Source organism: Comamonas aquatilis (assembly GCF_965139575.1).
Lineage (GTDB): Bacteria > Pseudomonadota > Gammaproteobacteria > Burkholderiales > Burkholderiaceae_C > Comamonas > Comamonas aquatilis.
Genome location: NZ_CBCSIW010000014.1, coordinates 91,561 through 116,056, shown reverse-complemented (window position 1 = coordinate 116,056; position 24,496 = coordinate 91,561). Strand labels below are relative to the sequence as shown.

Sequence of the window (24,496 nt, the reverse complement as noted above, 5' to 3'; positions counted from 1 at the left end):
GCTTGATATAAAGCTCAACTGCACGAATCCTGTCTGCGTATGAGTACATGAACTACCTCCTGGTAGTCCAAGTTTTTGTCCGCATCCCCACCGGGGGCTAGTGGGTCACTTCTGGGTGGAAATCAACACAGCGGCCATGAAGCGCAATTTCATGGCTATCGACCAAAAATCCAGGGGGTGCCAAACCGGCTAAGTTTCCGGGACAGGCACGCACATCGAAAACCCGCTGGCAAACCGTGCGCTGGAAATGATGATGATGGCCGTGGTGCGCCACTCATACATGGGTGCGCGCTCGGGCAAATGAACCTCATGCAGCAAACCCTCTTCAGCCATCGCTTTGAGCGCTCGGTACACGGTCGCAATTCACAGCCCTGGTAACGTTGCTTGCGCCAAATCCCGTACCTCTTGCGGAGTCAGCGGCCTACCGGCCTTTGTCATGGCCTGTTCAATAGCCGCGCGCTGCTTTGTGGATCCTTGCATGGAGGAATTCATCGTGACGAGGCTATGTCATTGAAACGGTAGAGTTCGAGAGGCACAATTCCGTGAAGCTCACGGCTATCTAGGAAAAGCTGGTCGATTCATGGCCGCCATCCCAGCACCGATGCCGGCGGCTGTCCAATGGCGGGTTCCAGGTGAACAACTGGCAGTGATCGTCAGTGCAGCCCAACGGATTTCTGGAAGTCCGCTGTCATGGCTCTTGCACAGGTACTGTCGACCCTCAGCACAATTTCGGATGTACATCTGCAGCGAAACGGTTGCACCCTGTCACGCCAAAATCGTGACGGGCCAGAGACTGGCACATAGCGGCCATGTATAACGTTCGATAGTCCTTGAGACTTCCAGCAACCTCGGAGGAACTGGTTGATACAGTACGCACGGGGCACGCGCAACCGACGGCGCGACTATGATGGCTGGGCGCGGCGACTGGGTAGGCATCACGCCGTGACCAAACGCTCCTTCGCCAGCCTTGTACCTTCTGCCAGCGCTTGCAGCTTGCGCCACGCAACGTTCCGAGCCATTGGTGCAAGGCCGCAGTTCGTGCATGGGAACAGGCGCTCCTTCGGAACGAACTCCAGCGCCCGACCGATGGTGTCCGCCACTTCCTCGGGTGTCTCGATCACGTCGCTGGCCACATCGATCACGCCGACCATCACATCCTTGCCGGCCAGCAGCTTCATCAGGTCGGGCGGCACATGGGAATGGATGCATTCCAGGCTCACCTGGTCGATGCTGCTGCGGGCCAGCGCGGGGAACACGGTCTCGTACTGGCGCCATTCGTCGCCCAAGGTGCTCTTCCAGTCGGTATTGGCCTTGATGCCGTAGCCGTAGCAGATGTGCACCGCCGTCGTGCAGCTCAAGCCCTGCACGGCGCGCTCGAGCGCCTGCACACCCCAGTCGGCGGCATCCTTCATGTAGACATTGAAGGCGGGCTCGTCGAACTGGATGATGTCTACGCCGTCGGCCTGAAGCGCCAGGGCCTCCTGGTTGAGCAGTTCGGCGAAGGCGAAGGCCATCTTGACCCTTCCTTCGGCATCGCTGCCGTAGAAACGGTCTGCCACGGTGTCGACGATGGTCATCGGGCCGGGCAGGGTGAACTTCAGCTTCTTCCTCGTGTGCGCGCGCGCCAGTTGTGCCTCGAAGGCATGCACGCGGCCCTTCAGGCGCAGGGCCGATACCACCTGCGGCACCATCGCGTCGTAGCGGTTGTCGCGGATGCCCATCTTCACCTTGTGCTCGAAGTCGATGCCCTCGACCTGCTCCAGGAAACCATGCACGAAGTGCTGGCGCGATTGCTCGCCGTCGCACACGATGTCAAGGCCCGCGTCTTCCTGGGCCTTGATCCACAGCAAGGTCGCGTCGGCCTTGGCCTGGAGAAGCTCATCGCCTTCGGCCCTCCACTGGGGCCAGAGCTTGTTGGTTTCAGCCAGCCAGGCGGGCTTGGGCAGGCTGCCGGCGATGGAGGTTTCAAACATCAGAGAATTCCTTTAAAGCAAAGTTGGGTGGGGTGAGCGTATGCAGGGACCGTTTTGCCCGATTGGCGAGCCATGCCGTGGTAGCAGAGTGCGCAATCAGACGATCAGATCGCACAGGTGGCAGCCCAATGTTCAAGAACGTTCTTGTGCGGTTTGATGAAGTGCTCCTGTGCAAACTTCCCCTGCTTGACGGCCAGTTGGCTGCGCTCTTCCCGGTCATAGACAATCTGCGTCAATGAGTAATCCTGGTGCTTCAGGCTCGGCTGGTAGATTTTCCCGGCCGCAGAATTGGCGTTATAGATTTCAGGGCGGTAAATTCTCTGGAAGGTTTCCATCGTACTGATGGTGCCGATCAACTCGAGGTTCGTGTAGTCGCCCAGCAGGTCACCAAGGAAGTAGAAGGCCAATGGCGCAACGCCATTCGGCGGCATGAAAAATCGAACCTGCATCCCCATTTTTGCGAAGTACTGGTCGGTGGAGGACAGTTCATTCTGCTGGTACTCGATACCCAGTACCGGGTGCTGGTTTCCGGTTCGCTGGTAGGTCTTACTGGTCGAGGCGCTGATGCAGATGACGGGCGGTTTGCCAAAGCGTTCCTTGTAAAGGCGCGAGTTGGCAAACTGCTGGAACAGCTTTCCATGCAGATCGCCAAAATCGTCAGGTGTGCCGAATTCCGCGCGATGGGCGTTGTATTCCGCAAGCACCACACTGAAGTCGTAATCGCGCAGGTAGGAGGAGAAATTGTTCCCCGCGATGCCGTCGATGCGCTTGTTCGCTTTCTTGTCGAGGATGCAGGTTTTCAGTATCTCGATCAGCGGAAATGCAGCATTGCTGCTCTTCGCATCGATGCTCATCTCGACGGAGATGATCTCCAACTCGACCGCATAGCGATCTCCCGTCGGATTGTCCCAATGCGCCAGGTCATTGAAGCGGTTGTCAATCATCCTCAGCGTGTTGCGCAGGTTCTGTTGCCGGCTTGTTCCGCGGGCCAGGTTGGCAAAGTTGGTGGTGACGCGCGTGTTGTCAGATGGTTGATAGTTTTCATCGAAACAGATGCTCTTTAGGTGAAAGGCGGGTTCTTTGTTCATTGCGATGGAGTGGGCTGACTCTTGAGAGAAAAGACGGTTCTTGTTTCTGGCCACAACCACTGCCTCGGCCGCTGAGGGCCTCGCGTGGCGCGCCAATTCGACCAATGGCAATGCCCTTTGGACCGCCAGCCGAGCCCGCTGCAACAGGGCCTCGTTCTGCAGGCGATAGCCGGCGAAATCCTGGTCCGTCGCGTAGACGCCCAGCGATAAGGTGCGTGCCTGGAAGAAGCTGAACAGCGGCCGCAACTGGTGGTCGATCACCAGGGCATGGCGCTCGCTACCGCCGGTGGCAGCCAGCAAGACCGGCTTGTCGACCAGTGCGTCCTGGTGGATGAAGTCGAAGAAGTGCTTGAACAGTCCCGTGTAGGAGCCGCGGTAGACCGGTGTTGCCACCACCAGAACGTCTGCTTGTTCGACCGCAGCCAGCTCTTGCTCCACCGTGTCGGGCAGCTGGGAACGCCAGACCGCGCCGGCAAGCTGCGGTGCGAGCTGGCCCAGCTCGACAAGCCGCTGTTCGCACGGGAACTCGTCGGCGATCTGATCCAGCAGATGCTTTGCCAGGGTTGCAGCCTTGGAGGGGCGTTGCAGCCCGCCAGAAACAGCGACGATGCGAAGTGGATGTGCCATGGTTGCTTTCATGGGAGTGGATGCTAGCGGCAGCAATCAATGAAGTAAAATGGTCTTATTTCATAAATCAATGAAATTGAATCATATAAATGCTTGAACGCATCCACCTCAGAATCGTCCAGCAGGTCGAAAAACAAGGGTCGTTGACGGCCGCCGCAGGCATGCTGAACCTGACCCAGTCGGCCCTGAGCCACAGCATGAAGAAACTGGAGCAGCAACTGGGCACCGACATCTGGCTGCGCGAAGGCCGCAGCCTGCGTCTGACGCAGGCCGGCCAGTACCTGCTGGCAGTGGCGAACCGGGTGTTGCCGCAACTGGACTTGGCCGAGGAGCGCTTGGGCCAGTTCGCGCAAGGCGAGCGCGGAGCGCTGCGCATCGGCATGGAATGCCACCCTTGCTACCAGTGGCTGCTCAAAGTGGTATCGCCCTACCTGGCCGCATGGCCTGACGTCGATGTGGACGTGAAGCAGAAATTCCAATTCGGCGGGATCGGCGCGCTCTTCGGCTACGAGATCGACCTGCTAGTCACGCCCGACCCGCTGTTCAAGCCGGGGCTGAAGTTTGAGTCGGTGTTCGACTACGAACAGGTGCTCGTCGTGGCCAGGGGCCATGCACTGGCCGGTGCGGCCTACGTGAAGCCACAGCAAATGACCCAGGAAGTGCTCATCAGCTACCCCGTGGACATCGAACGCCTGGACATCTACAACCAGTTCCTGTTGCCCGCCGGCGTTACGCCCAGGCGCCACAAGGCCATCGAAACCACCGACATCATGCTGCAGATGGTGGCCAGCGGCCGCGGCGTGGCCGCCCTGCCGCGCTGGCTAGTCGAGGAGTACGCGGCCAAGATGGACGTGGTGCCCGTGCGGCTGGGCGTGCGCGGTATCGCCAAGCAGATCTTCCTGGGAGCACGCGAGGCGGATACCGCCATCGACTACGTGAGGGCCTTCATCGCACTGGCCCGCCAGCCTTCCGCTGCCACCGCCATTGCGCAATGAGCCAAATGATGAAAGCACCGTCGAACCAATGTCTGCTATTGACGTCAGCAGACATTGGCATAGAAGAACTGAGCAGCTGTTGCCAGCATGAAGCGGTCAGCCTGGGATCAATACTGGACGGGTGCATCTGCCCGGGAGTGCGCGATCGACATGAATCCCCAGAGCAGACGTCCGATGTGAATTCCAAATCACCCAGTGACTGTTGTCGGGGTCACGAGCGAAACGGAGCTCACCGCCAGGAGCCGACGTTCACTGCCAGCTCTCAGATACGTCTAAAGCCGGTGGCTCATGCCACGTTCATAGTGCGCCCTTGTGTAGTTTTTCAAGCTCAGCCTTTTCCTTGGTCAGCTTGGCCTCACGGTCTGCAATCTTGCTGGCCTTGCCTTTTTCTCGCGCATCGTCGAGATCACGTTGCCGCCTCTCCACTTTCTTCTCCTGTTCGGCAATTCGTGCTGCGTGCTCTCGCTCGAGTTTTGCGTCACTGCAATGGGCCTGGTTTTCGCGCAGTGCCTTCTCAAGTCCTTGTACTCGGCTCACTTGGCCCTTAGCCTTGGCGTGCTCAATGTCGCGTGAGATGTCCGCACGTTTACTTTCACAAGTGGCACGCACCGGCTGCGCCAATGCAGCATGAGAGGCAAAAGCGGAAACAGCGAGTGCAATCAAAGTGACAGAAGTACGCATAGGGCTCCATTTCGATAAGTTGGACCACTCATGATGCCGCAAGGCACACAGACAAGTAAAAGTGAGTGTCGGCAACAGTTAGCTGTGACTCAAGGATTCGATGATGCGGCACTGCTCAATCACCCCGCCGTGGCAGCAGGAAAGCAGGCGGTTAAGCTCGGTCTCTAACGCTTGCAGGTCTCGAATGCGTCCTTTGACTTGCTCTAGCTGTTGAGCAACCTTGGCATCTACCGAGGCGCAAGACGCATCACGTTGGTCTGCCAACCCAAGCAGTTCGCGAATGTCGTCGAGGCTGAATCCCAGGTACCGGCTGCGTCTCACGAACAACAATCGATCACGATCGGCTTCGTCATAGATGCGATAGCCAGCTTCATTTCGTTTGGAGGCCGGAAGCAGGCCAATCTGCTCGTAGTAGCGAATCGTGACCGTCTTGGTCTGGGTGGATTTCGCCAAATCTCCAATGGTGAGTGCCAATTTGCTCACGGCGCTTGACCTTATAGTTCCTATAAGCCCTAGTCTATCCATCAATCGTTTTCTAATGTTTGGAGTTCCTGATGGATAGCTGCTGTGAGAACAAAGCAGGAGAGTTGGCGCAGTTGCGCGCCAAACAGAGCAAGATTCTCTACATCGTTCTTGCGATCAATGCGCTGGGCTTCATTGTGGAGTTCATCGCCGGTCTGATGGCCCAGTCAACCGCTCTGCTGGGGGACTCCCTCGACATGCTGGGTGACGCCTCTGTTTATGCTGTAACGCTGTTTGTGCTGCATCGAAGCCTCAAGGCAAGAGCGGGCGCTGCCTTATTCAAAGGCGTGTTCATGCTCCTGTTTGGACTGGTGGTTGTCGCTGATGCCATGCACAAGCTCGTGGTGCAGGAAGTACCTGCTGCAGACTGGATGGGGGCCATTGGGCTGTTCGCACTGATTGCCAATGGCATTTGCTTCGCTTTGCTGTACACGCACCGTTCTGATGACCTGAACATGCGCTCAACTTGGCTGTGCTCTCGTAACGACTTGGTGGCCAATAGCAGCGTGATCCTTGCTGCAAGCTTAGTCGCATTCACTGGAAGCTTCTGGCCGGACATCATTGTTGGACTTGCCATCGCAATATTGTTTTTGCACTCGGCATGGCAGGTACTGAATGAGGCATGGCAGCAGTGGAAGGTCGCTCCTGCAGAGATTGATCCACCACTGCAAGTGCCATCAGCAGTTTCGTGCTGTGACTCAAGTGACGTTACTGCATCTTCCTGCTGTAGCCAGCCTATCCAAGTTGCAATGCCTATGCCTGTGTCGGCAAAGAAGTCCAGTTGCTGCGAAGCTATCGCCCCAGCAACACCCAAGAATCCATGCTGCGGCTAGCAGCAAATTGCCATGAAAATCAGCGACCACCCAAAGGTTTGGGCAAAGCGTATCAAGCGCGATGGCGTGACGCCCTGGCACGTCATTTGCTTATAACGACTTCATCGTATGAAACTTGTTCGTTATGAGGACAATTACATAAATCATGAGTATCAGCCCCTATATCAAGGACATCGGCCGCGGCACCAAGGGTGCTCGCTCGCTTACGCGTGAGCAGGCCGCAGACCTGATGGGCAAGCTGCTGGACGGACAAGTCAGCGATCTAGAGTTAGGCGCGTTCTGCATCGCCATGCGCTTCAAGGGCGAAAGCGCCCAGGAGCTGGCCGGATTTCTGGATGCCACGCAGCAGCGTCTGCCGGCTTGGCCCTCAGCCTCGACTGCAATCCCCGTCGTGGTGCTACCCAGCTATAACGGTGCGCGCAAGCTACCCAATCTGGTGCCGCTGCTGGCGGCGCTGCTAGCCCGCCAGGGCTTGCCGGTACTGGTGCACGGTTGCGATACCGAAGACAAACGGGTCAGCACAGGTGCTGTATGGCAGCAACTGGGCTGGCCGGTGCTGCAAAAACCAGCTCCCCTCGCAGCAGGTCAGATGGCCTGGATGCAGACCCGCCATCTGCTGCCCTCGCTGGAGCGCTTGCTGCAGGTGCGCCGCCAGATTGGCTTGCGCAACCCCACGCACAGCATCGTCAAACTGCTCAATCCCTTGTACGGCCCGGGCACAGCGGTTGCGGCACAGCGCAGCCTGCTGCTGGCCAGCTACACCCATCCCGACTATGCCCATCCCATGGCCGAGACCCTGGCTCTGCACAGCGCCAATGCGCTACTGCTGCGCGGAACCGAAGGCGAAGCCGTGGCAGCGCCCAACCGCGAACCCGCCAGCCTGGGCCTGATTGACGGCCAGATCTGCTTTGAGCGCAGCGCGGTTCACAGCAGCCAGCTCAGCAGCCAAGCCGCGGGCGACGAGCCTGCGGCGCCAGAACTGCCCCTGGGGCTGAGCGCCGCCCAGACGGCCCAGCGCATTGAAGCCATGCTGGCAGGCACGCTGGCGATTCCCGCACCGATTACCCAACAGATAGCCCAGATTCAGGCCATGCACCGCGCTGTTTACCAGCCCGGTGCCGAAGCCATGGCCCAGGTGCAGAGCTTTCACCGCTGCCCGGACTGAGCACACAAAATTTCGCCCCACAGGCAAGCCCCACAGAGACCGCCATGCCAAGCACGAACAACACCCCACTTCACCCCGGCCAATGCACGCTGGTAGGCGCCGGCCCGGGCGACCCCGAGCTGCTCACCATCAAGGCGGCCAAAGCCATTGCGGCAGCCACGGTCTTGTTTGTGGACGATCTCGTCAGCGATGCCATCACCGCCCACGCCAATCCGCAGGCGCGCATGGTTTACGTGGGCAAGCGCGGAGGCTGCAAGAGCACGCCCCAGGCTTTCATTGAAAAGCTGATGATTGCCGCCGTGCAAGAGGGAGAGAAGGTGGTGCGCCTCAAGGGCGGCGACCCCTTCATCTTTGGCCGCGGCGGCGAAGAGGTGGAGCATCTGCGCCAGGCCGGTATCGAAGTACAGGTCATCAACGGCATCACCTCGGGCCTTGCGGGCCTAACCAGCCTGGGCGCGCCGCTGACCCACCGCGATCGTGCCCATGGCGTGCTCTTCATGACAGGTCATGCCAAGCCCGGTGACAGCGGCCCCGACTGGCGCCAACTGGCCGCCACCGCCCATGCAGCCAAGCTCACCCTGGTGATCTATATGGGCGTGAGCAGCGTGGAGCGCATTACCGAAGACTTGCTGGTCGGCCTGCCCGGCAGCACACCCGTGGCTGTTATCCAGCACGCAAGCTTGCCCCAGCAGCGCCATGCGCTCACATTGTTGAAAGATCTGCCCCAGTGCATTGCCGACAACGGCCTGGGCAGCCCCAGCATCATCGTCGTAGGTGACGTGGTGCAAGGCGTGGCCGCCTGGCAAGACCGGCAAAACGCACAGCCGCAAGCCGCTGTGGCCTGACGCCACTCAGCGCGCCTGCGCTTTGGCCTGGCGCGCCACAAACCAAAGACAAGCAGCAAAGCCGGCCCCTCAAGAGAGGCTGGCTGCAGGTTCAGGGTGTGACGTTCGCGCTGGTCGTCACGCGAATCTGGGCAAAACGCTCTGCCATGTCCTTGCGTAGCTCCTTGCGGATGATGGCAGCCTGCCAGCGGCGCTTTTCTTCATCGCCCTGAGGCTCCAGCGGCGGCACCAGTGCAGGCTTTTTGTCATCATCCACCGCCACCATGGTGAAAAAGCAGCTGTTGACATGGCGCACCACCTGGCTGCGGATGTCCTCGGCCACCACCTTGATGCCGATTTCCATGGACGACTTGCCCGTGTGATTGACGCTGGACAGAAACGTCACCAGCTCGCCCACATGGATGGGCTGCAGAAACATCACCTGATCCACGCTCAGCGTCACCACATAACGGCCCGCATAGCGGCTGGCGCAGGCGTAGGCCACCTGATCGAGCAGCTTCAAGATGGCGCCACCGTGCACATTGCCCGAAAAATTGGCCATGTCCGGCGACATGAGCACCGTCATGCTCAGCTGATGGGAAGGGGTATTCATGGGCGGCAATTTTAGATTTGAATACTCGCCAGCGCTTGGCGTCCACGCATATTCCCCTGCGACTTCCGCAGCCGTGCAGATTCGCCCGGATAAGCCTGTGCCAAGGCCTGCGCAAGCCGCTTCTGGGACAATCGCCCCCTGTTCCTGCCCTGCTCCTTTGTCTGAATGTCTGCGCACGCCCCGTCCTCCTCCCCTGTTTTTTTTGATGCCGTCGTCATAGGTGCCGGCGCTGCCGGCCTGTTTTGTGCGGCGCAGGCGGGCCAGCGCGGCCTCAAGGTGCTGCTGATCGATCACGCCGAAAAAGTGGCCGAGAAAATCCGCATCTCCGGCGGCGGGCGCTGCAACTTCACCAACCGCGATCTGGACGTACGGGCGCCGCACAAGCATTTTGTGGGGCAGAACCCGCAGTTCTGCCGCTCAGCCCTGTCGCGCTTCACGCCGGCCGACTTCATTGCGCTGATGGACAAGCACGGCATTGCCCACCACGAAAAGCACAAGGGCCAGCTGTTTGCCGATCGCTCGGCCGAGGACATCATCGCCATGCTGCTGGCTGAATGCGCGGCAGGCCAGGTGCAGCGCTGGCAACCTTGCCGGGTCAAAAAAATAGAGATTTTGGCCAGCAGCCCAAATGAGGAAAGCGCTGCAAGCTATCAAATCGATACGGATCGCGGCCCGGTGAACGCCACCAGTCTGGTGATTGCCACCGGTGGCCTGAGCATTCCCAAGATTGGCGCCAGCGACTTTGGCTACCGCCTGGCCCAGCAATTCAATCTGCCGCTGGTGGAGCGCACGCCCGGCCTGGTGCCCATGACGTTTGACGGCGATGCCTGGCAGCCTTATGCCCAGCTGGCAGGCCTGGCCCTGCCGGTTGAAATCAGCACAGGTAGCAAAAAAGAGCGCATGGCCTTCAACGAGGACTTGCTGTTCACCCACCGCGGCCTGTCCGGCCCGGCCGTGCTGCAGATCTCCAGCTACTGGAAACCCGGCACGCCGCTGTTCATCAACCTGGCCCCCGAGGTGGATTTTGAAGCCGAGCTGCTGGCAGCCAAGCAACGCTCGCGCAAGCTGATTGCCAATGAGCTGACCCAATGGCTGCCTGCCCGCCTAGCCGATGCCTGGGTGCAGCAGGATGCAGCCTGGCAGCGCCCGATTGCCGAAGCCTCGGACAAGGCCTTGATTGCGCTGGCACAAAAGTTCTCGCGCTGGGAGATCACGCCCACGGGCACCGAAGGCTATAAAAAAGCCGAAGTCACGCTGGGCGGCGTGGATACCAAGGTGCTGTCGCAGCAGACCATGGAGTGCAAAAACCAGAGCGGCCTGTATTTCATCGGCGAGGTGGTGGACATCACCGGCTGGCTGGGCGGCTACAACTTTCAGTGGGCCTGGGCCAGCGCCGCAGCCTGCGCCCAGGCGCTGGCCGAGCGCTGCCAGAGCCTGATGGAGCAAGCATCCTAAGCGCTTGAAGCACGCTGCAGGACGCCAGCAAAGCTGCCGCCCAGGCTTTTATATGGAGAACTCCGGCCCGTTATAGGCCTCTGGCACCTTGAGCTGACCCGAGGCAATCGCGCGGCTGGCCTGCTCCACGCGGCTGCGTACGGCAGCGGGCACATCGGCCGCGGTGGTCAGGCGCACGGCGGCCGGGTCCTGCAAACCGATCTTGACAATGCCGGACTGCGGCGCAGCATTCACCGTCATGTCCTTGACGGCCTGGAACACGCCAATGCCCACATCGGCCCAGGCCGAGGCCACAAAAACCTGTGCATCGACCTGCGTCCAGTCGATCACATTGCCGATCTGGCGCACCTTTTTCTCGCGGCAAGCGCGCGTCGCACCATCGCGGCCCGCATTGAGCATGGTGAAGATCACATCGGCCCCGGCCGCAATCTGCGCCTGCGCCACGCGATAGGACAATGCGTTGTCGTCCTGATCTCCCGAGAAGTTGGTCAGCAGCTTGACCCGGGGATTGGTATCGCGCACACCGGCAGCATAGGCTGCGCGACCCTTGAGGCCTGGCGGCACGCGAATGCCCGACATATGACCGACCACGCCGGTTTGGGTCGTCAACGCCGCCAACACTCCGGCCAGATAGGCCGATTCCTCTTGCAGCACGTCATAGCTGCTCAGATTGCTGCCCTGCACCAGCCCCTGGGTGACCACAAAGCGCGTACCGGGAAAGCGCGGCGCCACTTCGGCCACGGCTTGGTTGTTCTGGCCGCCATGGGCAATCACCAGCTGAGCGCCCTGCTCGGCCAGCTGCGTGAGCGCCGGCACCAGCAGCTCTTTTTTGGGCGCAATACCGTCGATGAAACGCGTCTGTACGCCCAGCTCGGTTCTGGCCTTTTCCAGTCCGCGCCAGCCGGCTTCCATAAAGCCCTTGTCGCTGCGCGAGCCCGCAAACAGACCACCGACCACCAGATTTTTGTTGGCAGGCTGGGCCGCCGGGCTGGCGCAACCACCCAGGACGAGCAAGCCCGCACCGCCGGCAGCCGATGCCAGCCACTGGCGACGCGAAATCAGATTCTGTGCAACACACTCCAACACCATAAGAACTCCTGGATCAACAACAGCAGAGATTGATGAATTGATTTCTCAATTCAAAAACAAAGAAAATCAATTTCCAAAACTGTATACAAAACAGCTGAAATCTTCACTGCGACAAACCCGCTCAGGGTCGCTACGTACCATTGCAGCTATCTTGAGCACTTCTGTTGTGATAGCAAGTGATGTGCCAGGACACAGGCATTCCGCAGAGCCAACCGCTGCCCTGCCATGGTTTGCAGTGCCGCGTAAAATGGGACTTGCGCAGTTATTTCGACAGAGCCTTCTCAATCGTTTATAATGCTCGACTTTGCTGGCATTACCCCGTCGGCCATACTAGTTAATAGAGACGGGGAACAACCGCTGTACATGGCTCACAGGCCCGATCTCCCGTGAACCCTCTAGCAGCACAGATATCTGGAAATATTCGCTAATGACTACCATCCGCGTTAAAGAAAACGAGCCCTATGAAGTTGCCCTGCGCCGCTTCAAGCGCACCATCGAGAAGCTGGGTCTGCTGACCGATCTGCGTGCTCGTGAGTTCTACGAAAAGCCTACAGCCGAGCGCAAGCGCAAGAAGGCTGCTGCCGTGAAGCGCCATTACAAGCGCGTTCGCAGCATGCAACTGCCTAAGAAGCTGTACTAATTCGTTAGGACAGTCGGCCGTTAAACGCCGCAAACCCGCGCTCGGGACGCCAGGCGCGGGTTTTTTGTTTTCTGGCCACCGCTTCTGATTCAGGCGGTGACCTCCATCACCAGGAGAAAAGCCATGAGCTTGAAAGCCCAGATCACCGAAGACATGAAGAACGCCATGCGCGCCAAAGACAGCGTGCGCCTGGGTACCATCCGCCTGCTGCAGGCCGCGATAAAGCAAAAAGAAGTGGACGAGCGCGTGGAGCTCGATGACGCTGCCGTCATCGCCATCGTCGACAAACTGCTCAAGCAGCGCAAGGATTCCATCACCGCCTTTGAAAGCGCCAATCGCCAGGATCTGGCCGACGTGGAAAAAGCCGAAGTGGAAGTGCTCAAGGTCTATCTGCCCCAGCGCATGACCGAAGCCGAAATCACCGCCGCCGTCCAAGCCATCGTGGCCGAAGTCGGTGCTGCCGGCCCCGGCGACATGGGCAAGGTCATGGGCGCCGTGAAGTCACAGCTGGCCGGCAAGGCCGATATGGGCCTGGTGTCTGCCGCCGTCAAAGCCGCACTGGCTCCCTGAGGCGGATTCACGCCACTCCGAAAAGCGCCTGCGGGCGCTTTTTTGCGTTTGAAACGCGCTAAAAACTATCAATTGAATAGCTACCCACACTTACAAGCAAAAGGCTAGCGGCATATTTCATTCAAATCTGCGTGGATTTCTCCAAGCCGGAGTTTTCAAAGAACGCCTGCAGAAACTCCACGGCCACGCGTACCTTGGCCGAGCGGCTCAGGCGTGCCGGGTATACGGCCCAGACATTGGCCTCCTGCCGCCAGGCAGGCAGCAGCTGCACCAGGGTTCCGGCAGCCAGCTCGGCGCGCACATCCCATAGCGAACGCAGCACCACCCCATGCCCGTCCACCGCCCATTGCACGGCCATCTCGCCGTTGTTGGTCGATAGCGGCCCCGTCACCTTCAGCGTGCGCTCTTCGGCCCCGGCGCGCAGCTTCCATACGCCGAACGGGTGGTCGCGCTCCTTGATCACCAGGCAGTCATGGGCGGCCAGTTCATCCACGCTGCGCGGCATGCTCTTGCGCTGCAGATACGCAGGCGCAGCGCACAGCACGCGGTGATTGGCCGCCAGCTGGCGAGCAATCAGATGCGGTGCAATCTCGTCGCCCACGCGCACATCCAGATCAAAGCCCTCGGCCGCCACATCCACAATGCGGTCGAACACCTCCAGCCTCAGCTGCATACCGGGGTGAAGCGCTATCAACTTCGATAGCGCCGGCGCCACCACCTTGCGCCCGAAGCCAAAGCTGCAACTCACGCGCAGCAGGCCGCGCGGCTCGCTCTTGGTGGTGCTGACTTCTTCGACCAGATGGTCGATATCGTCCAGGATGCGCTGCGCCCACTGAAACACCCGCTCGCCCTCTTCCGTCACCGCCACCCGGCGTGTGGTGCGGTGCAGCAGCTTGACGGCCAGCTCCTGCTCCAGCAGGCGAATACGCTTGCTCACATAGGCGGGCGAGGCCCCCAGCTCCAGTGCCGCCGCAGCAAAGCTGGCGCGGCGCACCACGACCTGAAATACACGCAGATCTTCCGGCAACAGGTTTTTGAACACGATCTGTAAACAATCAAAGCACGATAGAACAATTCACTTCATTACAGCATGGTTCAGAATCAGGCCCATACCAAGGAGTAGCCATGTCCCAAGTGAAGAAGATTGCGGTAATTGCCGGTGACGGCATTGGCAAGGAAGTCATGCCCGAAGGCCTGCGCGCCCTGGAAGCCGCCGCGCAGAAGTTCAATTTGCCGCTGGAATTCCACCACTTCGACTGGGCGCATTGCGATTACTACGCTGCGCACGGAAAAATGATGCCCGACGACTGGAAGGCCCAGCTCAGCGGCATGGACGCCATCTTCTTTGGCGCCGTGGGCTGGCCAGCCACCGTTCCCGACCATGTCTCGCTGTGGGGCTCGCTGCTCAAGTTCCGCCGCGAGTTTGACCAGTACATCAATCTGCGCCCGGTGCGCCTGTTCGAAGGCGTGCCCTGCCCACTGGCCGGCCGCAAGCCCGGCGACATCGACTACTACGTGGTGCGCGAGAACACCGAAGGCGAGTACACGGCGCTGGGCGGCATCATGTTCGAGGGCACGGAGCGCGAGATCTGCATTCAGGAATCGGTGTACAGCAAGAAGGGCTCGGAGCGCCTGCTGAAATACGCTTTCGATCTGGCCCAGAGCCGCAGCAAAAAACATGTGACGCTGGCCACCAAGAGCAACGGCATTGCGATCAGCATGCCCTGGTGGGACAAGCAGGCCGATGCCATGCACCAGCACTACCCCGATGTGGTGCTGGACAAGCAGCATATCGACATTCTGACAGCGCGCTTTGTCCTGCAGCCGGGCCGCTTTGACGTGGTGGCCGCCACCAATCTGTTTGGCGACATCCTGTCCGACCTGGGCCCGGCCACCACGGGAACGATTGGTCTGGCACCCTCGGCCAACCTCAACCCCGAGCGCACCTTCCCTTCGCTGTTCGAGCCGGTCCACGGCTCGGCTCCGGATATCTACGGCAAAAACATTGCCAACCCGATTGCCATGGTCTGGTCGGCCGCGCTGATGCTGGATTTTCTGGGCCACAGCCAAGGCCCATGGCGCGAAGCCCACGATGCCATCGTGACCGCGATCGAAGAGACCCTCAAAACCGGACCCAAGACACCCGACCTGGGCGGCTCGGCCAACACCACGCAAGTGGGCCAGGCGATTGCGGCCGTGATTGCCCAGGGCTGATAACGCTCTGCAATTAATAGCTGCTTGCGCTTGATGAATCAGCGCAAGCAGCATTTTTGGCACGGATGCTCATGCCGCTTGTCGTCTGCTGCGCAGCGCCTGCTCAATAGCCCAAGCCAGGACAGGCTTGCGGCCGCTGCACCACAATTGCGCCATGACTAATTCTGAACAGCCACGCAACCCTTTGCATGGCGTGACGCTGGAGCGCATCGTCACCGATCTTGCGGACTACTACGGCTGGGCGGGGCTCAGCGATCGCATCCCCGTGCGCTGCTTTGCCGTTGATCCCAGCGTCACCTCCAGCCTGCGCTTCCTGCGCAAAACCCCCTGGGCCCGCGAAAAAGTGGAGAGCCTTTACCTCTACATGCTGCGCGAGCAGCGCCGAAACGCCCCTCGCCAGCCCTGAAGCAGCGCCGCCCGGTTCAGCGCCGCATCCAGCGCCCTCCAAACTGATTGACCATCATGCCCAGCAGCACGCCCACCGTGCCCAGCCATTGCACGCCGCTGGGAAATTCGCCCAGCAGCACCATGGCCGACAACAGACCTATCACCGGCACCAGCAGCGATAGCGGTGCCACGGTGCTGGCGGCGTAGCGCTGCAGCAGCCGCGTCCACAAGCCATAGCCCAGCAAGGTCGAGAGCAGGGCCAGATAGGCAATCACGCCCAGCTCGCGTGCCCCCACCTGCTGCAGCTGGGCCAGCACGGCATCGCCGCCCTCCAGCCACACGGAAAGCCCTAGCAGCGGAGCAATGGGGAACACGCTGGTCCAGACGATGAACGACACGGGCTCATACGAGCCCTGTTTGGCCGCCACGCGCGTGAGCAGATTGGAGCCCGCCCACATGGCCGCAGCCCCCACGGTGAGCACAAAGCCCAGCAGCGTCATATCCGCCGCACCGTCGCCGTGTGCGGCACCAATCAGAATCAGGCCGCCGATGGCAATCGTCAGGCCCAGCCATTGCCAGCGCTGGGGCTTCTCGCCCAGCATGACGGCCGCCAGCAACATGGTGATGAAGGCCTGGGTCTGCAACACCACCGAGGCCATGCCCGCAGGCATGCCCATCTTCATGCCGGCAAACAGCAGGCCGAACTGGCCCACGCCCTGCACCAGCCCATAAGCCGCCAACAGCCCCCAGGAGAGGTTTTTGGGCGGACGCACGAACAGCAGAAACGGCAGCGATGCCGCGACAAAGCGCAGCGCGCACAGCAGCAGCGGCGAGAGCGTGTCCAGCCCCCATTTCATGACCACGAAATTGAGCCCCCACACGACGATGACGATGATGGCGCTGAACCAGTCAGCCCGGCTCATGCCGGACTGGGATGCGCAAGAGGCTGAACTCATGAAACGCTCACTTGCAGTTGTTGTTATGTGAAGAACCGAGTATGGCCGAGGCGGCATGCCTGCGCTCTGCCAAGCACTCCTGTCACCGGATTTCGATTAAAACAGGGCGATAGCTCAATCGAAACAAGCGCTCAATGCTCTTGTTTCGAGAGCTGCATCAATGCAGCTTGTAAGCACTGCCTGGGCGCGGCAGCAGACTCAGCAAGGCCTTGACGGTGTAGAGCACCATCAGCGTGCCGCTCAAGTCCCCCAGCACCATGAATACTAGGCCTTTGAGGCTGACCTCTGCTGCGCTGAGCGCAAACCACAGATGGTGCAGCAAAGGGCTGGTAATCGCATAAGCCAGACTCAGCACCAGCAGCCGCGCCGGAGTGAGCTGCTGCAAGCTGGCGCCCAACCCATACCAGCGCTGCGCCAGCTTGTACGTGGCATAAGGAGCCAGCGCGGCCAGAACGCCACCCGCGAAAGCGCGCATGCCATCGTCCGGAAAAAAGTAAAAGTGGCAGACCAGCCAGGAAGCCAACAACAGGCCAACGGCCCCAGCCTCGGCAAACAGCAGCGTGCAAACCAGGCGCATTCCGGCAGGCAGATAGATGTAGTTGATGCCGGTGACAAACTTCAACGAAGAGAACAACCATTCATTGAGTAGCAGCGCCAGCAGAAACATCAGCACGGTTGTCACCACCATGGCCAGCTCGGCCCATAAGCTCTTCATTCTTGTAGCGGAACTGTCTTTTGAGAGAGCGGTATTATCTGCTCTGCCGTGCACGCATTCTCGCTGCCGCAGCCCAATGAAGACCTCTCTATCCGCCGATATCTACCTGCGTTTTCTGCAACTGGCCGAGGCCATTCGCGGGCTGCCCACGCTCCCGGCGCTGGACCCGCTGGAGGAGCGCATGCTGGGCCTCATCGCCAATGCGGGTGCGCGTCAGGAGCGGCTTAGCGTGCGCGACATGATGGCCAAGAACGAACTGGGCGCACCGGCCACCATTCACACGCGCCTCAAATCCATGCGCGAAAAAGGCTGGATCGAGCTGGCCGATACCGAAGACGCACGCCGCAAGCAGCTGGAACTGACCGAGGCAGCACGCCAGCATTTTGAAAAACTCTCGGCCTGCATCGTGCAAGCGGCCCGCGACGCCTAGACCTCTGCGCCCAGTCAAGCGATACCCATGAAAAAAGCAGCCCAAGGCTGCTTTTTTGTTGAGCCGACTGCCTCCAGGGCCATCAGCTGCCAGCCACCTTCATGCGATTGATCAGAATCGAGCCCACGGTCTTGGCACCGTAGTTGTAGGCATCGGCACCAATGGCTTCAATGCCCTTGAGCATGTCCTTGAGGTTGCCGGCAATGGTGATCTCGTGCACGGGGAAGGCGATTTCGCCGTTTTCCACCCAGAAGCCCGAGGCGCCGCGCGAATAGTCGCCCGTCACCGAGTTCACGCCCTGACCCATCAGCTCGACCACGAACAGACCGGTGCCCAGTTTCTTGAGCATGGCGTTCAGGTCGTCGCCGGCCTTGGTACGGCGCGAGGTCATGGTCAGGTTGTGCGAACCACCGGCATTGCCCGTGGTCTTCATGCCCAGCTTGCGAGCCGAGTAGCTGGACAGGAAATAACCCTCCACACGACCGGCATCCACCACCTTGCGCTGCTGCACGCGCACACCTTCCTCGTCAAACGGCGAGCTGCCCTTGCCGCCCAGAATGAAGGGATCTTCATCGATGTCGATGTGCTTGGGGAAAATCTGCTTGCCCAGCGAATCGAGCAAGAACGTGCTCTTGCGGTACAGCGCACCACCGCTGATGGCTTGCACAAAACCGCCCAGCAGGCCGGCGGCCAGCGGCGACTCGAACAGCACCGGGCATTCGGTGGTGGGGATCTTGCGGCTGTTCAGGCGGCTCAGTGTGCGCTCGGCGGCGTAGCGGCCCACGGCCTCCGGGGAAGCCAGCTCGGCCGCATTGCGCATGGAGCTGTACCAGTAGTCGCGCTGCATCTCGCCATGGCGGCCGGGCAGCTTGGCAATCGGCGCAACCGACAGGCTGTGGCGCGAGCTGGCATAGCCGCCGCGGAAACCATTGGTATGGGCGGTAAAGAAATGGCTTTGCTGGGCCGACACGCCCGCGCCTTCGCTGTTGGTGATGCGCTTGTGGGTCTTGAAGGCCGCTTCCTCGCAGCGCAGCGCCAGCTGGGCCGCTTCCTCGCTGTTGATGGCCCAGGGGTGGAACAGCTGCAGATCGCGGTGGGTGCCGGGCAAGGCGATGTCGGCGCTGTCGGGCAGGCGGGCAAACGGGTCTTCGGCGGTGAAGCGGGCAATGTCGTAGGCGGCCTGCACCGTCTGCTGGATGGCTGCTTCCGAAAAGTCCGAGGTGCTGGCGTTGCCACGGCGCTGCCCCAGGTACACGGTCACGCCCAGCGACTTGTCGCGGTTGCGCTCCACGGTTTCCAGAGCGCCCTTGCGCACGCTGACCGAGAGGCCGCAGCCCTCGGAAGCCTCGGCTCCGGCATCGGTGGCGCCAAGCTTTTTGGCGTGCTGCAAAGCCTGGTCCACCAGGCCTTCAAAAAACGAGGGGCTGAAGCTGAAACCGGCTTGCGGTTCGGATTGGGCCTGTGCACTAGAAGTGCTTGTGGTGCTGGAACGAGGTTTTTTCATAGCGGCGGCTATGATAGCCGCCACTGCCGCACGCCCTGTGCAGCCACCGATATTGCCCCTTACCATGCCACGCAAACCTCAAAAAGGCTATTTCGTCAAAGGCAAGTTCGTCGCCGAAGGCAGCGAACTGGACCTGGAGCTGAAAGCCGAACTCAAAGGCACCTACGATTCCACCAAGACCGATCTCAAGCGCGAAATGGGTGCGCGACAAGATCTGGGCAAGGAATTGCTGACGCTGCGCGCCGACCTCTTCAAACGCCTGCCCATTACCGAACAATTGGCCGATGCGCTCAACGAAGTCAAGCGCATCACCAACTTCGAAGGCAAGCGCCGTCAGATGCAATACGTAGGCAAGCTGATGCGCAAGCTTGACGAATCGCAGCTGGCCGCCGTCCATGCCGCTCTGGACGAGCAGCGCAACGGCTCGGCCGGCGAAAAAATGGCCCTGCAAGTGGCCGAGCAATGGCGCGACCGCCTGATCGTCGAAGAAACCGCCCTGCCCATCTGGCTGGAGCATTTCCCCGATACCGATGTGCAGCAACTGCGTTCGCTGATCCGCCAGGCCCGCAAGGATCTGGAAAAAGCCAAGGCCGATGCCGCAGCAGCCGCCGCCGAAGCCGGCCCGGACGCTCCCGTCAAGGAAACCACCAAGGGCCGCGCCTACCGCGACCTGTTCCAGCTGGTGCGCGAGCAACTGTCCACCGCTGGCAAGAATGACAGTGCCAGCACTGCCGCCGACGAAGACGAAGAAGGCGATGAGTAACTTGCCCGATACCGCGCTGAATCCGCACGATGCCGTGAAGATTGGCATCGTCTCCATCAGCGACCGTGCCAGCAGCGGTGTGTATGAAGACAAGGGCTTGCCCGCGCTTCAGGCCTGGCTGAGCCAGGCCCTGCACAACCCCATCACGTTTGAAGCACGCCTGATTCCCGATGAAAAAGACGGCATCAGCGCCACGCTGATCGAGCTGGTGAACGCGGGCTGCTCCCTGGTGCTGACCACCGGCGGCACCGGCCCGGCCCTGCGCGATGTGACGCCCGAGGCCACGCTGGCCGTGGCCGACAAGGAAATGCCCGGCTTTGGCGAGCAGATGCGCCAGATCAGCCTGGCCTTTGTGCCCACGGCCATTCTCTCGCGCCAGGTAGCGGTGATTCGCGGCAACAGCCTCATCATCAACCTGCCCGGCCAGCCCAAGGCGATTGCCGAAACGCTGGAAGGCCTGAAGGACGCCGATGGCAAGCAAAAGGTCAACGGCATCTTTGCTGCCGTGCCCTATTGCATCGATCTGATCGGCGGCCCCTATCTGGAAACCCGCGACGACATGTGCAAGGCCTTTCGCCCCAAGAATGCGATTCGCGCACCACGCACGACCTGAAGCCGATCCCTGGTTGCGATAAGCGCCAGCAGCACCACCAAAGCAGCCCCCGGGCTGCTTTTTTCATGCGCCGACTCCAACCGCACCCGTCGGTGAATCGCTATCAAAATAAAAGCATCCTGCGCTTGCTTAATAGGAAATTCAAATAATTTCAGCTTGAATCCCAAGCCATATGCAGCGCCAGCCGCTATGAATTTCGATGAGCCCCTTGGGATTTCCCTGCCGTGCTTGCCCCGATGCTGGCGGCTCGCACCCGCCCTAGCATCGGTGCTGCACTGCAGCGACTTTGCTCATGCACGCTGCACAGGCTCTCGCCCCGGCCGGTGACGGGAGGCCTGATGTTTGTCATTCACAGGAGACTTCATGCATCGCTCGATTTCGTCAGCTGGATCCGTGCTTTCTGCTTCGGGCACGCGCCTCAAAGCCCATGCCGCCACGGCTCTGGGCCTGGCGCTGGCGGCCACGTTTGCGCCCTCGGCCATGGCACAGCAGGACAAGGTCAAGGTCAAGGTCGGCTTCATCACCGACATGTCCAGCCTCTACGCCGATGTGGAAGGCAAGAACGGTGCCGTCGCCATCCAGATGGCGATTGACGACTTTGGCGGCAAGGTGCTGGGCAAGCCCATCGAGCTGCTGACTGCCGACCACCAGAACAAGGCCGACATCGCCGCCAGCAAGGCCCGCGAATGGATTGACACCCAGGGCATCAGCCTGGTGTTTGGCGGAACCAACTCGGCCACGGCCCTGGCCATGGCCAAGGTGGCGCAAGAGAAAAAACGCATCTTCATCGACAACGGAGCCGGCTCCTCGGCCCTGACCAACGAGCAATGCAGCCCCTACACCGTGCACTACGCCTTCGACACCGTGGCACTGGCCAAGGGCACGGGCTCGGCCGTGGTGGAAACCGGCGGCAAGAACTGGTTCTTCGTGACCGCCGACTACGCGTTCGGCCATGCACTGGAGGCGGACACCAGCAAGATCATCGAAGCCAAGGGCGGCAAGGTGCTAGGCTCGGTCAAGACGCCGCTCAATGCCAGCGACTTCTCCAGCTTCATGCTGCAGGCACAGAACTCCAAGGCGCAAATCCTGGGTCTGGCCAATGCCGGCGGCGACACCATCAACTCCATCAAGGCCGCCAAGGAATTTGGTGTGACCAAGAACATGAAGCTGGCCGGCCTGCTGGTGTTCTTTACCGACATTCACAGCCTGGGCCTGAAAAATACCGAAGGCATGCAGTTCACCGCCCCCTGGTACTGGGACATGAATGATGCATCGCGCAAATTTGCCGATGCCTTCATGGCCAAGACCCAGCGCCGCCCCAGCGAAATCCAGGCCGCCGATTACTCCGCCACCATGAACTACCTCAAGGCCGTGGAAAAAGCCGGCACGCTGGATGCAGACAAAGTCATGGCCGTGCTCAAAAGCACCAAAATCGACGACTTCTTTGGCAGCGGCTTCATCCGCGAAGATGGCCGCTATGTGCACGATATGTATCTGATGCAGGTCAAGTCACCGGCCGAATCCAAAGGCACCTGGGACTATTACAAGATCATCAAGAAGCTGCCTGCCGACCAGATCTGGACCACCAAGGCGGAAAGCAAGTGCCAGTACTGGAGATGAGTTAAAGCTCGGGCTCTATTCCATAAAAAGGCTTTGCATTTCGGCAAAGCCTTTTTTATGAAGGCAGTCGGCCATGATCTGCTGCTTCCTGCGAAGGCAACGCGACATGGCTGGTATCAGCCGGCTTTTGACTGCGTTTCGTTGCATCTCATGCTTGCAAGCCGCTGCCTTATCCTTGCGACTTCGCACGTATGCGCTGAATGACTGAACTGTGATCAATGACTGCCAATTCAACCTGTTCCCTACCCGATATTGGTGCCTCAGTGGAGCGACTTGTGCAATTCTATGAAGGGCTGACCCCGGCCCATCTTCGGCTACTTGATACTTACTACACAGCTGATGCGCACTTCAAGGACCCATTCAACGATGTGTATGGCTTGACTGCCATCACCCGCATTTTCGATCACATGTTTGCTTCGTTGCAGCAGCCGCGTTTCGTGGTCACACAGAGGCTGGTGCAGGGCCAACAGGCTTTCCTGGCCTGGGAGTTTCACTTTCGACTGCGAAGCTGGCGACCCGATACCGAACAATGCATCAACGGTGCCACGCTGCTGTGCTTTGATGCGCAAGGCCGCGTTAGCCAGCATCGCGATTACTGGGATACGGCTGAAGAGCTGTATGAGAAATTACCTCTGCTCGGAGCACTGATGCGCTGGCTACGTAAAGCAGGTTCCGCTTCTAGGAAAACAATCCATGCTGACCGTTCATCACCTTGAAACCTCGCGCTCGCAGCGCATACTCTGGCTGCTTGAAGAGCTGGGTATTCCTTACGAATTGCGTGTTTACAAGCGGGATCCCGCTACCCGTCTGGCTCCGCCAGAGCTCAAGCTTGCGCACCCGCTAGGCAAATCACCGGTGATTACCAACGCAGACACCGTAGTCGCCGAATCCGGCGCCATCATCGAATACCTGGTTGAGTGCTATGGCAATCAAGCACCTTTGGAGCTTTCGCACCTGGAGCCGTTACGGGGCACAGCCGAGCATCGTCAATGCCGTTTCTGGATGCACTACGCCGAAGGTTCGCTGATGAACTGGTTGCTGATGAAACTGGTTTTCGACACCATCCCGCACCAGCCCATGCCATTTTTCGTGCGTCCTATCGCTCGCGCCCTGTGCAGCAAGGTGCAGCAAAAGCTCATTGCGCCCAATGTACAGACCGCGCTGGCCTTTATGGATGAGCATTTGGCAACGCACAGCTGGTTTGCTGGCGAGCATTTGAGCATGGCCGACTTTCAGATGAGCTTTGCCGTTGAAGCTGCTTTGATGCGCGGAGGCAACGAGGCCGCGTGGCCCCATCTCACCGCCTATCGCCAGCGCATGCAGTCACGTCCCGCTTATCAGCGAGCCTTGAGCAAGGGCGGGCCGGTGGTGATGCAAGCCTGAACCTCAGAAATGCATGCTTTCCCCGGATAAGCGTCAAGCAGAAACGGACTTCTGAAAACGGATTCGCGCCGCCGCTTCCTCACTGCGACCTCGGCAAGGCTGGGTGCATTTACCGATGCAGGCGGCTCATCTTGCGCCAGCCAGCCCGTCAAACGTGGTGCTCGACACCCAGTCAATGATTTGCGCATGCGTGTACTGGCCCGATTCCTTGAGCAGGGCCACCACGGGATCGCAGGCGCGCGCAAACAGCGTGTAGAGCACCAGCTCGGCCGGTAGCGTGGCCTGCAGCTGGCCGCTGGTCTGTGCCTCGGTGATCCAGATGCTGAGCCGGTTGCTCAGCGAGATCAGCCGGTCCATATAGGCGTCGTTGGATTGCAGGGAAGCGCTGAGGTTGGAGTTCTGCGCCGGCAGAGAGGGCATCTCACCCTCCAGCTGGGTCTGCATGGCCCAGCGTGTCACGGCCTTGAGCTGGTCCAACGGGCGCATCGGCGTGCCGGCCTCGGCCGCCTGGCTGGCCTCTTCACGCAGGCCGTCCACAAAGGCCAGGGCACGGTCCAGCACGCCGACCATGGCGGCCCCTGCCAGTTCTTCCTTGGAGGTGAACAGCTTGTACAGGCTGGCCTTGGCCATACCGGCTTCGGCTGCGACCTCGTCCACCGTCATTGCGTCGTAACCCTTGGTGGCCAGCAACCGATTGACGGCCGCCACGATGGCCTGCTCGCGCACGCGCTGTATCTGTTCTTTGATGGAGGTGCGGCTTGTCATAGGCATATTTTAGACCTCGCAGGTTATCTCTGATACCAAATAGTGCAAAGTGGATATTCTTGGTTTATAGT

General features: G+C 60.1%; 26 protein-coding genes and 2 pseudogenes. 15 read left to right on the top strand and 13 right to left on the bottom strand.

Annotated elements, in window-relative coordinates:
- Positions 1-97: 97 nt before the first annotated feature.
- The 4 genes and pseudogenes from ACNAZA_RS15905 to msuE all read right to left on the bottom strand — a co-directional run.
- A pseudogene (locus ACNAZA_RS15905) lies at positions 98-492 on the bottom strand (Fur family transcriptional regulator).
- A gap of 443 nt (positions 493-935) precedes the next feature.
- Positions 936-1,973 carry a methionine synthase gene (locus tag ACNAZA_RS15900; protein ID WP_415797513.1) on the bottom strand — a complete coding sequence of 346 codons (1,038 nt, stop codon included), beginning with the start codon at positions 1,971-1,973 and terminating at the stop codon, positions 936-938.
- A gap of 104 nt (positions 1,974-2,077) precedes the next feature.
- A complete protein-coding gene (locus ACNAZA_RS15895; protein WP_415797523.1) occupies positions 2,078-3,061 on the bottom strand; it encodes a DUF1852 domain-containing protein in 984 nt (327 codons plus the stop codon).
- Between the two features lie 48 nt (positions 3,062-3,109).
- A pseudogene (gene msuE, locus ACNAZA_RS15890) lies at positions 3,110-3,688 on the bottom strand (FMN reductase); the annotation flags it as partial.
- A gap of 89 nt (positions 3,689-3,777) precedes the next feature.
- Here msuE and ACNAZA_RS15885 point away from each other — a divergent pair.
- On the top strand, positions 3,778-4,683 hold the full coding sequence (locus ACNAZA_RS15885) for a LysR family transcriptional regulator (RefSeq protein WP_415797512.1): 906 nt from the start codon (positions 3,778-3,780) through the stop codon (positions 4,681-4,683).
- Positions 4,684-4,980: 297 nt separating this feature from the next.
- Here ACNAZA_RS15885 and ACNAZA_RS15880 read toward each other — a convergent pair whose 3' ends face one another.
- Positions 4,981-5,364: a DUF1090 domain-containing protein gene (locus tag ACNAZA_RS15880; RefSeq protein ID WP_415797511.1), complete on the bottom strand. Its 384-nt coding sequence runs from the start codon at positions 5,362-5,364 to the stop codon at positions 4,981-4,983.
- 78 nt (positions 5,365-5,442) lie between these two features.
- Complete coding sequence (locus ACNAZA_RS15875; RefSeq protein ID WP_462936557.1) at positions 5,443-5,847, bottom strand: MerR family transcriptional regulator; 405 nt, start codon at positions 5,845-5,847, stop codon at positions 5,443-5,445.
- 71 nt (positions 5,848-5,918) lie between these two features.
- On the opposite strand from ACNAZA_RS15875, the gene ACNAZA_RS15870 reads away from it, so the two are divergent.
- From ACNAZA_RS15870 to cobA, 3 genes are all read left to right on the top strand, one after another.
- Positions 5,919-6,719, top strand: coding sequence for a cation efflux transmembrane domain-containing protein (locus tag ACNAZA_RS15870; protein WP_415797510.1), 801 nt, complete (start codon positions 5,919-5,921; stop codon positions 6,717-6,719).
- A 145-nt stretch (positions 6,720-6,864) separates the two neighbouring features.
- A complete protein-coding gene (ybiB, locus tag ACNAZA_RS15865) occupies positions 6,865-7,884 on the top strand; it encodes a DNA-binding protein YbiB (protein ID WP_415797509.1) in 1,020 nt (339 codons plus the stop codon).
- Between the two features lie 44 nt (positions 7,885-7,928).
- Positions 7,929-8,729 (top strand): uroporphyrinogen-III C-methyltransferase, encoded by an 801-nt coding sequence (gene cobA / locus ACNAZA_RS15860; RefSeq protein ID WP_415797508.1) that lies wholly within the window; start codon positions 7,929-7,931, stop codon positions 8,727-8,729.
- Positions 8,730-8,820: 91 nt separating this feature from the next.
- Here cobA and ACNAZA_RS15855 read toward each other — a convergent pair whose 3' ends face one another.
- Entirely contained in the window at positions 8,821-9,321 is a 501-nt protein-coding gene (locus ACNAZA_RS15855) for an acyl-CoA thioesterase (protein ID WP_120969904.1), read from the bottom strand.
- A gap of 165 nt (positions 9,322-9,486) precedes the next feature.
- Between ACNAZA_RS15855 and ACNAZA_RS15850 the strand changes: the two genes are divergently transcribed.
- Positions 9,487-10,776: a BaiN/RdsA family NAD(P)/FAD-dependent oxidoreductase gene (locus ACNAZA_RS15850; RefSeq protein ID WP_415797507.1), complete on the top strand. Its 1,290-nt coding sequence runs from the start codon at positions 9,487-9,489 to the stop codon at positions 10,774-10,776.
- 48 nt (positions 10,777-10,824) lie between these two features.
- On the opposite strand, the gene ACNAZA_RS15845 is transcribed toward ACNAZA_RS15850, so the two are convergent.
- A complete protein-coding gene (locus ACNAZA_RS15845) occupies positions 10,825-11,865 on the bottom strand; it encodes a BMP family protein (RefSeq protein ID WP_415797506.1) in 1,041 nt (346 codons plus the stop codon).
- 427 nt (positions 11,866-12,292) lie between these two features.
- On the opposite strand from ACNAZA_RS15845, the gene rpsU reads away from it, so the two are divergent.
- Complete coding sequence (rpsU, locus tag ACNAZA_RS15840; RefSeq protein ID WP_003052999.1) at positions 12,293-12,505, top strand: 30S ribosomal protein S21; 213 nt, start codon at positions 12,293-12,295, stop codon at positions 12,503-12,505.
- A 123-nt stretch (positions 12,506-12,628) separates the two neighbouring features.
- Complete coding sequence (locus ACNAZA_RS15835) at positions 12,629-13,075, top strand: GatB/YqeY domain-containing protein (protein ID WP_415797505.1); 447 nt, start codon at positions 12,629-12,631, stop codon at positions 13,073-13,075.
- A gap of 121 nt (positions 13,076-13,196) precedes the next feature.
- Here the strand turns inward: ACNAZA_RS15835 and ACNAZA_RS15830 are convergent, their stop codons facing one another.
- The gene (locus ACNAZA_RS15830) at positions 13,197-14,117 is read right to left on the bottom strand and encodes a LysR substrate-binding domain-containing protein (RefSeq protein ID WP_415797504.1); all 921 of its coding nucleotides are present in this window, start codon (positions 14,115-14,117) and stop codon (positions 13,197-13,199) included.
- A gap of 83 nt (positions 14,118-14,200) precedes the next feature.
- Between ACNAZA_RS15830 and ACNAZA_RS15825 the strand changes: the two genes are divergently transcribed.
- Positions 14,201-15,289: a tartrate dehydrogenase gene (locus ACNAZA_RS15825; RefSeq protein WP_415797503.1), complete on the top strand. Its 1,089-nt coding sequence runs from the start codon at positions 14,201-14,203 to the stop codon at positions 15,287-15,289.
- 154 nt (positions 15,290-15,443) lie between these two features.
- Positions 15,444-15,695, top strand: coding sequence for a VF530 family protein (locus tag ACNAZA_RS15820; protein ID WP_120969922.1), 252 nt, complete (start codon positions 15,444-15,446; stop codon positions 15,693-15,695).
- A 16-nt stretch (positions 15,696-15,711) separates the two neighbouring features.
- Here the strand turns inward: ACNAZA_RS15820 and ACNAZA_RS15815 are convergent, their stop codons facing one another.
- Positions 15,712-16,599, bottom strand: a complete 888-nt coding sequence (locus tag ACNAZA_RS15815; protein WP_415797521.1) for an EamA family transporter — start codon at positions 16,597-16,599, stop codon at positions 15,712-15,714.
- Between the two features lie 190 nt (positions 16,600-16,789).
- Positions 16,790-17,347, bottom strand: a complete 558-nt coding sequence (locus tag ACNAZA_RS15810) for a hypothetical protein (RefSeq protein WP_415797502.1) — start codon at positions 17,345-17,347, stop codon at positions 16,790-16,792.
- A 76-nt stretch (positions 17,348-17,423) separates the two neighbouring features.
- Here ACNAZA_RS15810 and ACNAZA_RS15805 point away from each other — a divergent pair, with 76 nt between their 5' ends.
- On the top strand, positions 17,424-17,777 hold the full coding sequence (locus tag ACNAZA_RS15805; protein ID WP_415797501.1) for a winged helix-turn-helix domain-containing protein: 354 nt from the start codon (positions 17,424-17,426) through the stop codon (positions 17,775-17,777).
- A gap of 82 nt (positions 17,778-17,859) precedes the next feature.
- Here the strand turns inward: ACNAZA_RS15805 and pmbA are convergent, their stop codons facing one another.
- On the bottom strand, positions 17,860-19,281 hold the full coding sequence (gene pmbA / locus ACNAZA_RS15800) for a metalloprotease PmbA (RefSeq protein WP_415797500.1): 1,422 nt from the start codon (positions 19,279-19,281) through the stop codon (positions 17,860-17,862).
- 64 nt (positions 19,282-19,345) lie between these two features.
- Here pmbA and yjgA point away from each other — a divergent pair, with 64 nt between their 5' ends.
- The 5 genes from yjgA (at position 19,346) to ACNAZA_RS15775 (ending at position 23,660) form a co-directional block, all read left to right on the top strand.
- On the top strand, positions 19,346-20,044 hold the full coding sequence (gene yjgA / locus ACNAZA_RS15795) for a ribosome biogenesis factor YjgA (RefSeq protein WP_415797499.1): 699 nt from the start codon (positions 19,346-19,348) through the stop codon (positions 20,042-20,044).
- Positions 20,037-20,657, top strand: coding sequence for a molybdopterin adenylyltransferase (gene mog, locus ACNAZA_RS15790; RefSeq protein WP_415797498.1), 621 nt, complete (start codon positions 20,037-20,039; stop codon positions 20,655-20,657). Before yjgA ends, mog begins: the two co-directional genes overlap by 8 nt.
- 480 nt (positions 20,658-21,137) lie before the next feature.
- The gene (locus tag ACNAZA_RS15785) at positions 21,138-22,277 is read left to right on the top strand and encodes an ABC transporter substrate-binding protein (protein WP_415797520.1); all 1,140 of its coding nucleotides are present in this window, start codon (positions 21,138-21,140) and stop codon (positions 22,275-22,277) included.
- A gap of 218 nt (positions 22,278-22,495) precedes the next feature.
- The gene (locus ACNAZA_RS15780) at positions 22,496-22,993 is read left to right on the top strand and encodes a nuclear transport factor 2 family protein (protein ID WP_415797497.1); all 498 of its coding nucleotides are present in this window, start codon (positions 22,496-22,498) and stop codon (positions 22,991-22,993) included.
- Positions 22,971-23,660 (top strand): glutathione S-transferase family protein, encoded by a 690-nt coding sequence (locus tag ACNAZA_RS15775; protein ID WP_415797496.1) that lies wholly within the window; start codon positions 22,971-22,973, stop codon positions 23,658-23,660. The genes ACNAZA_RS15780 and ACNAZA_RS15775 overlap by 23 nt, the downstream gene beginning before the upstream one ends.
- 126 nt (positions 23,661-23,786) lie before the next feature.
- Here ACNAZA_RS15775 and ACNAZA_RS15770 read toward each other — a convergent pair whose 3' ends face one another.
- Complete coding sequence (locus tag ACNAZA_RS15770) at positions 23,787-24,425, bottom strand: TetR/AcrR family transcriptional regulator (RefSeq protein WP_415797495.1); 639 nt, start codon at positions 24,423-24,425, stop codon at positions 23,787-23,789.
- Positions 24,426-24,496 lie beyond the last annotated feature (71 nt).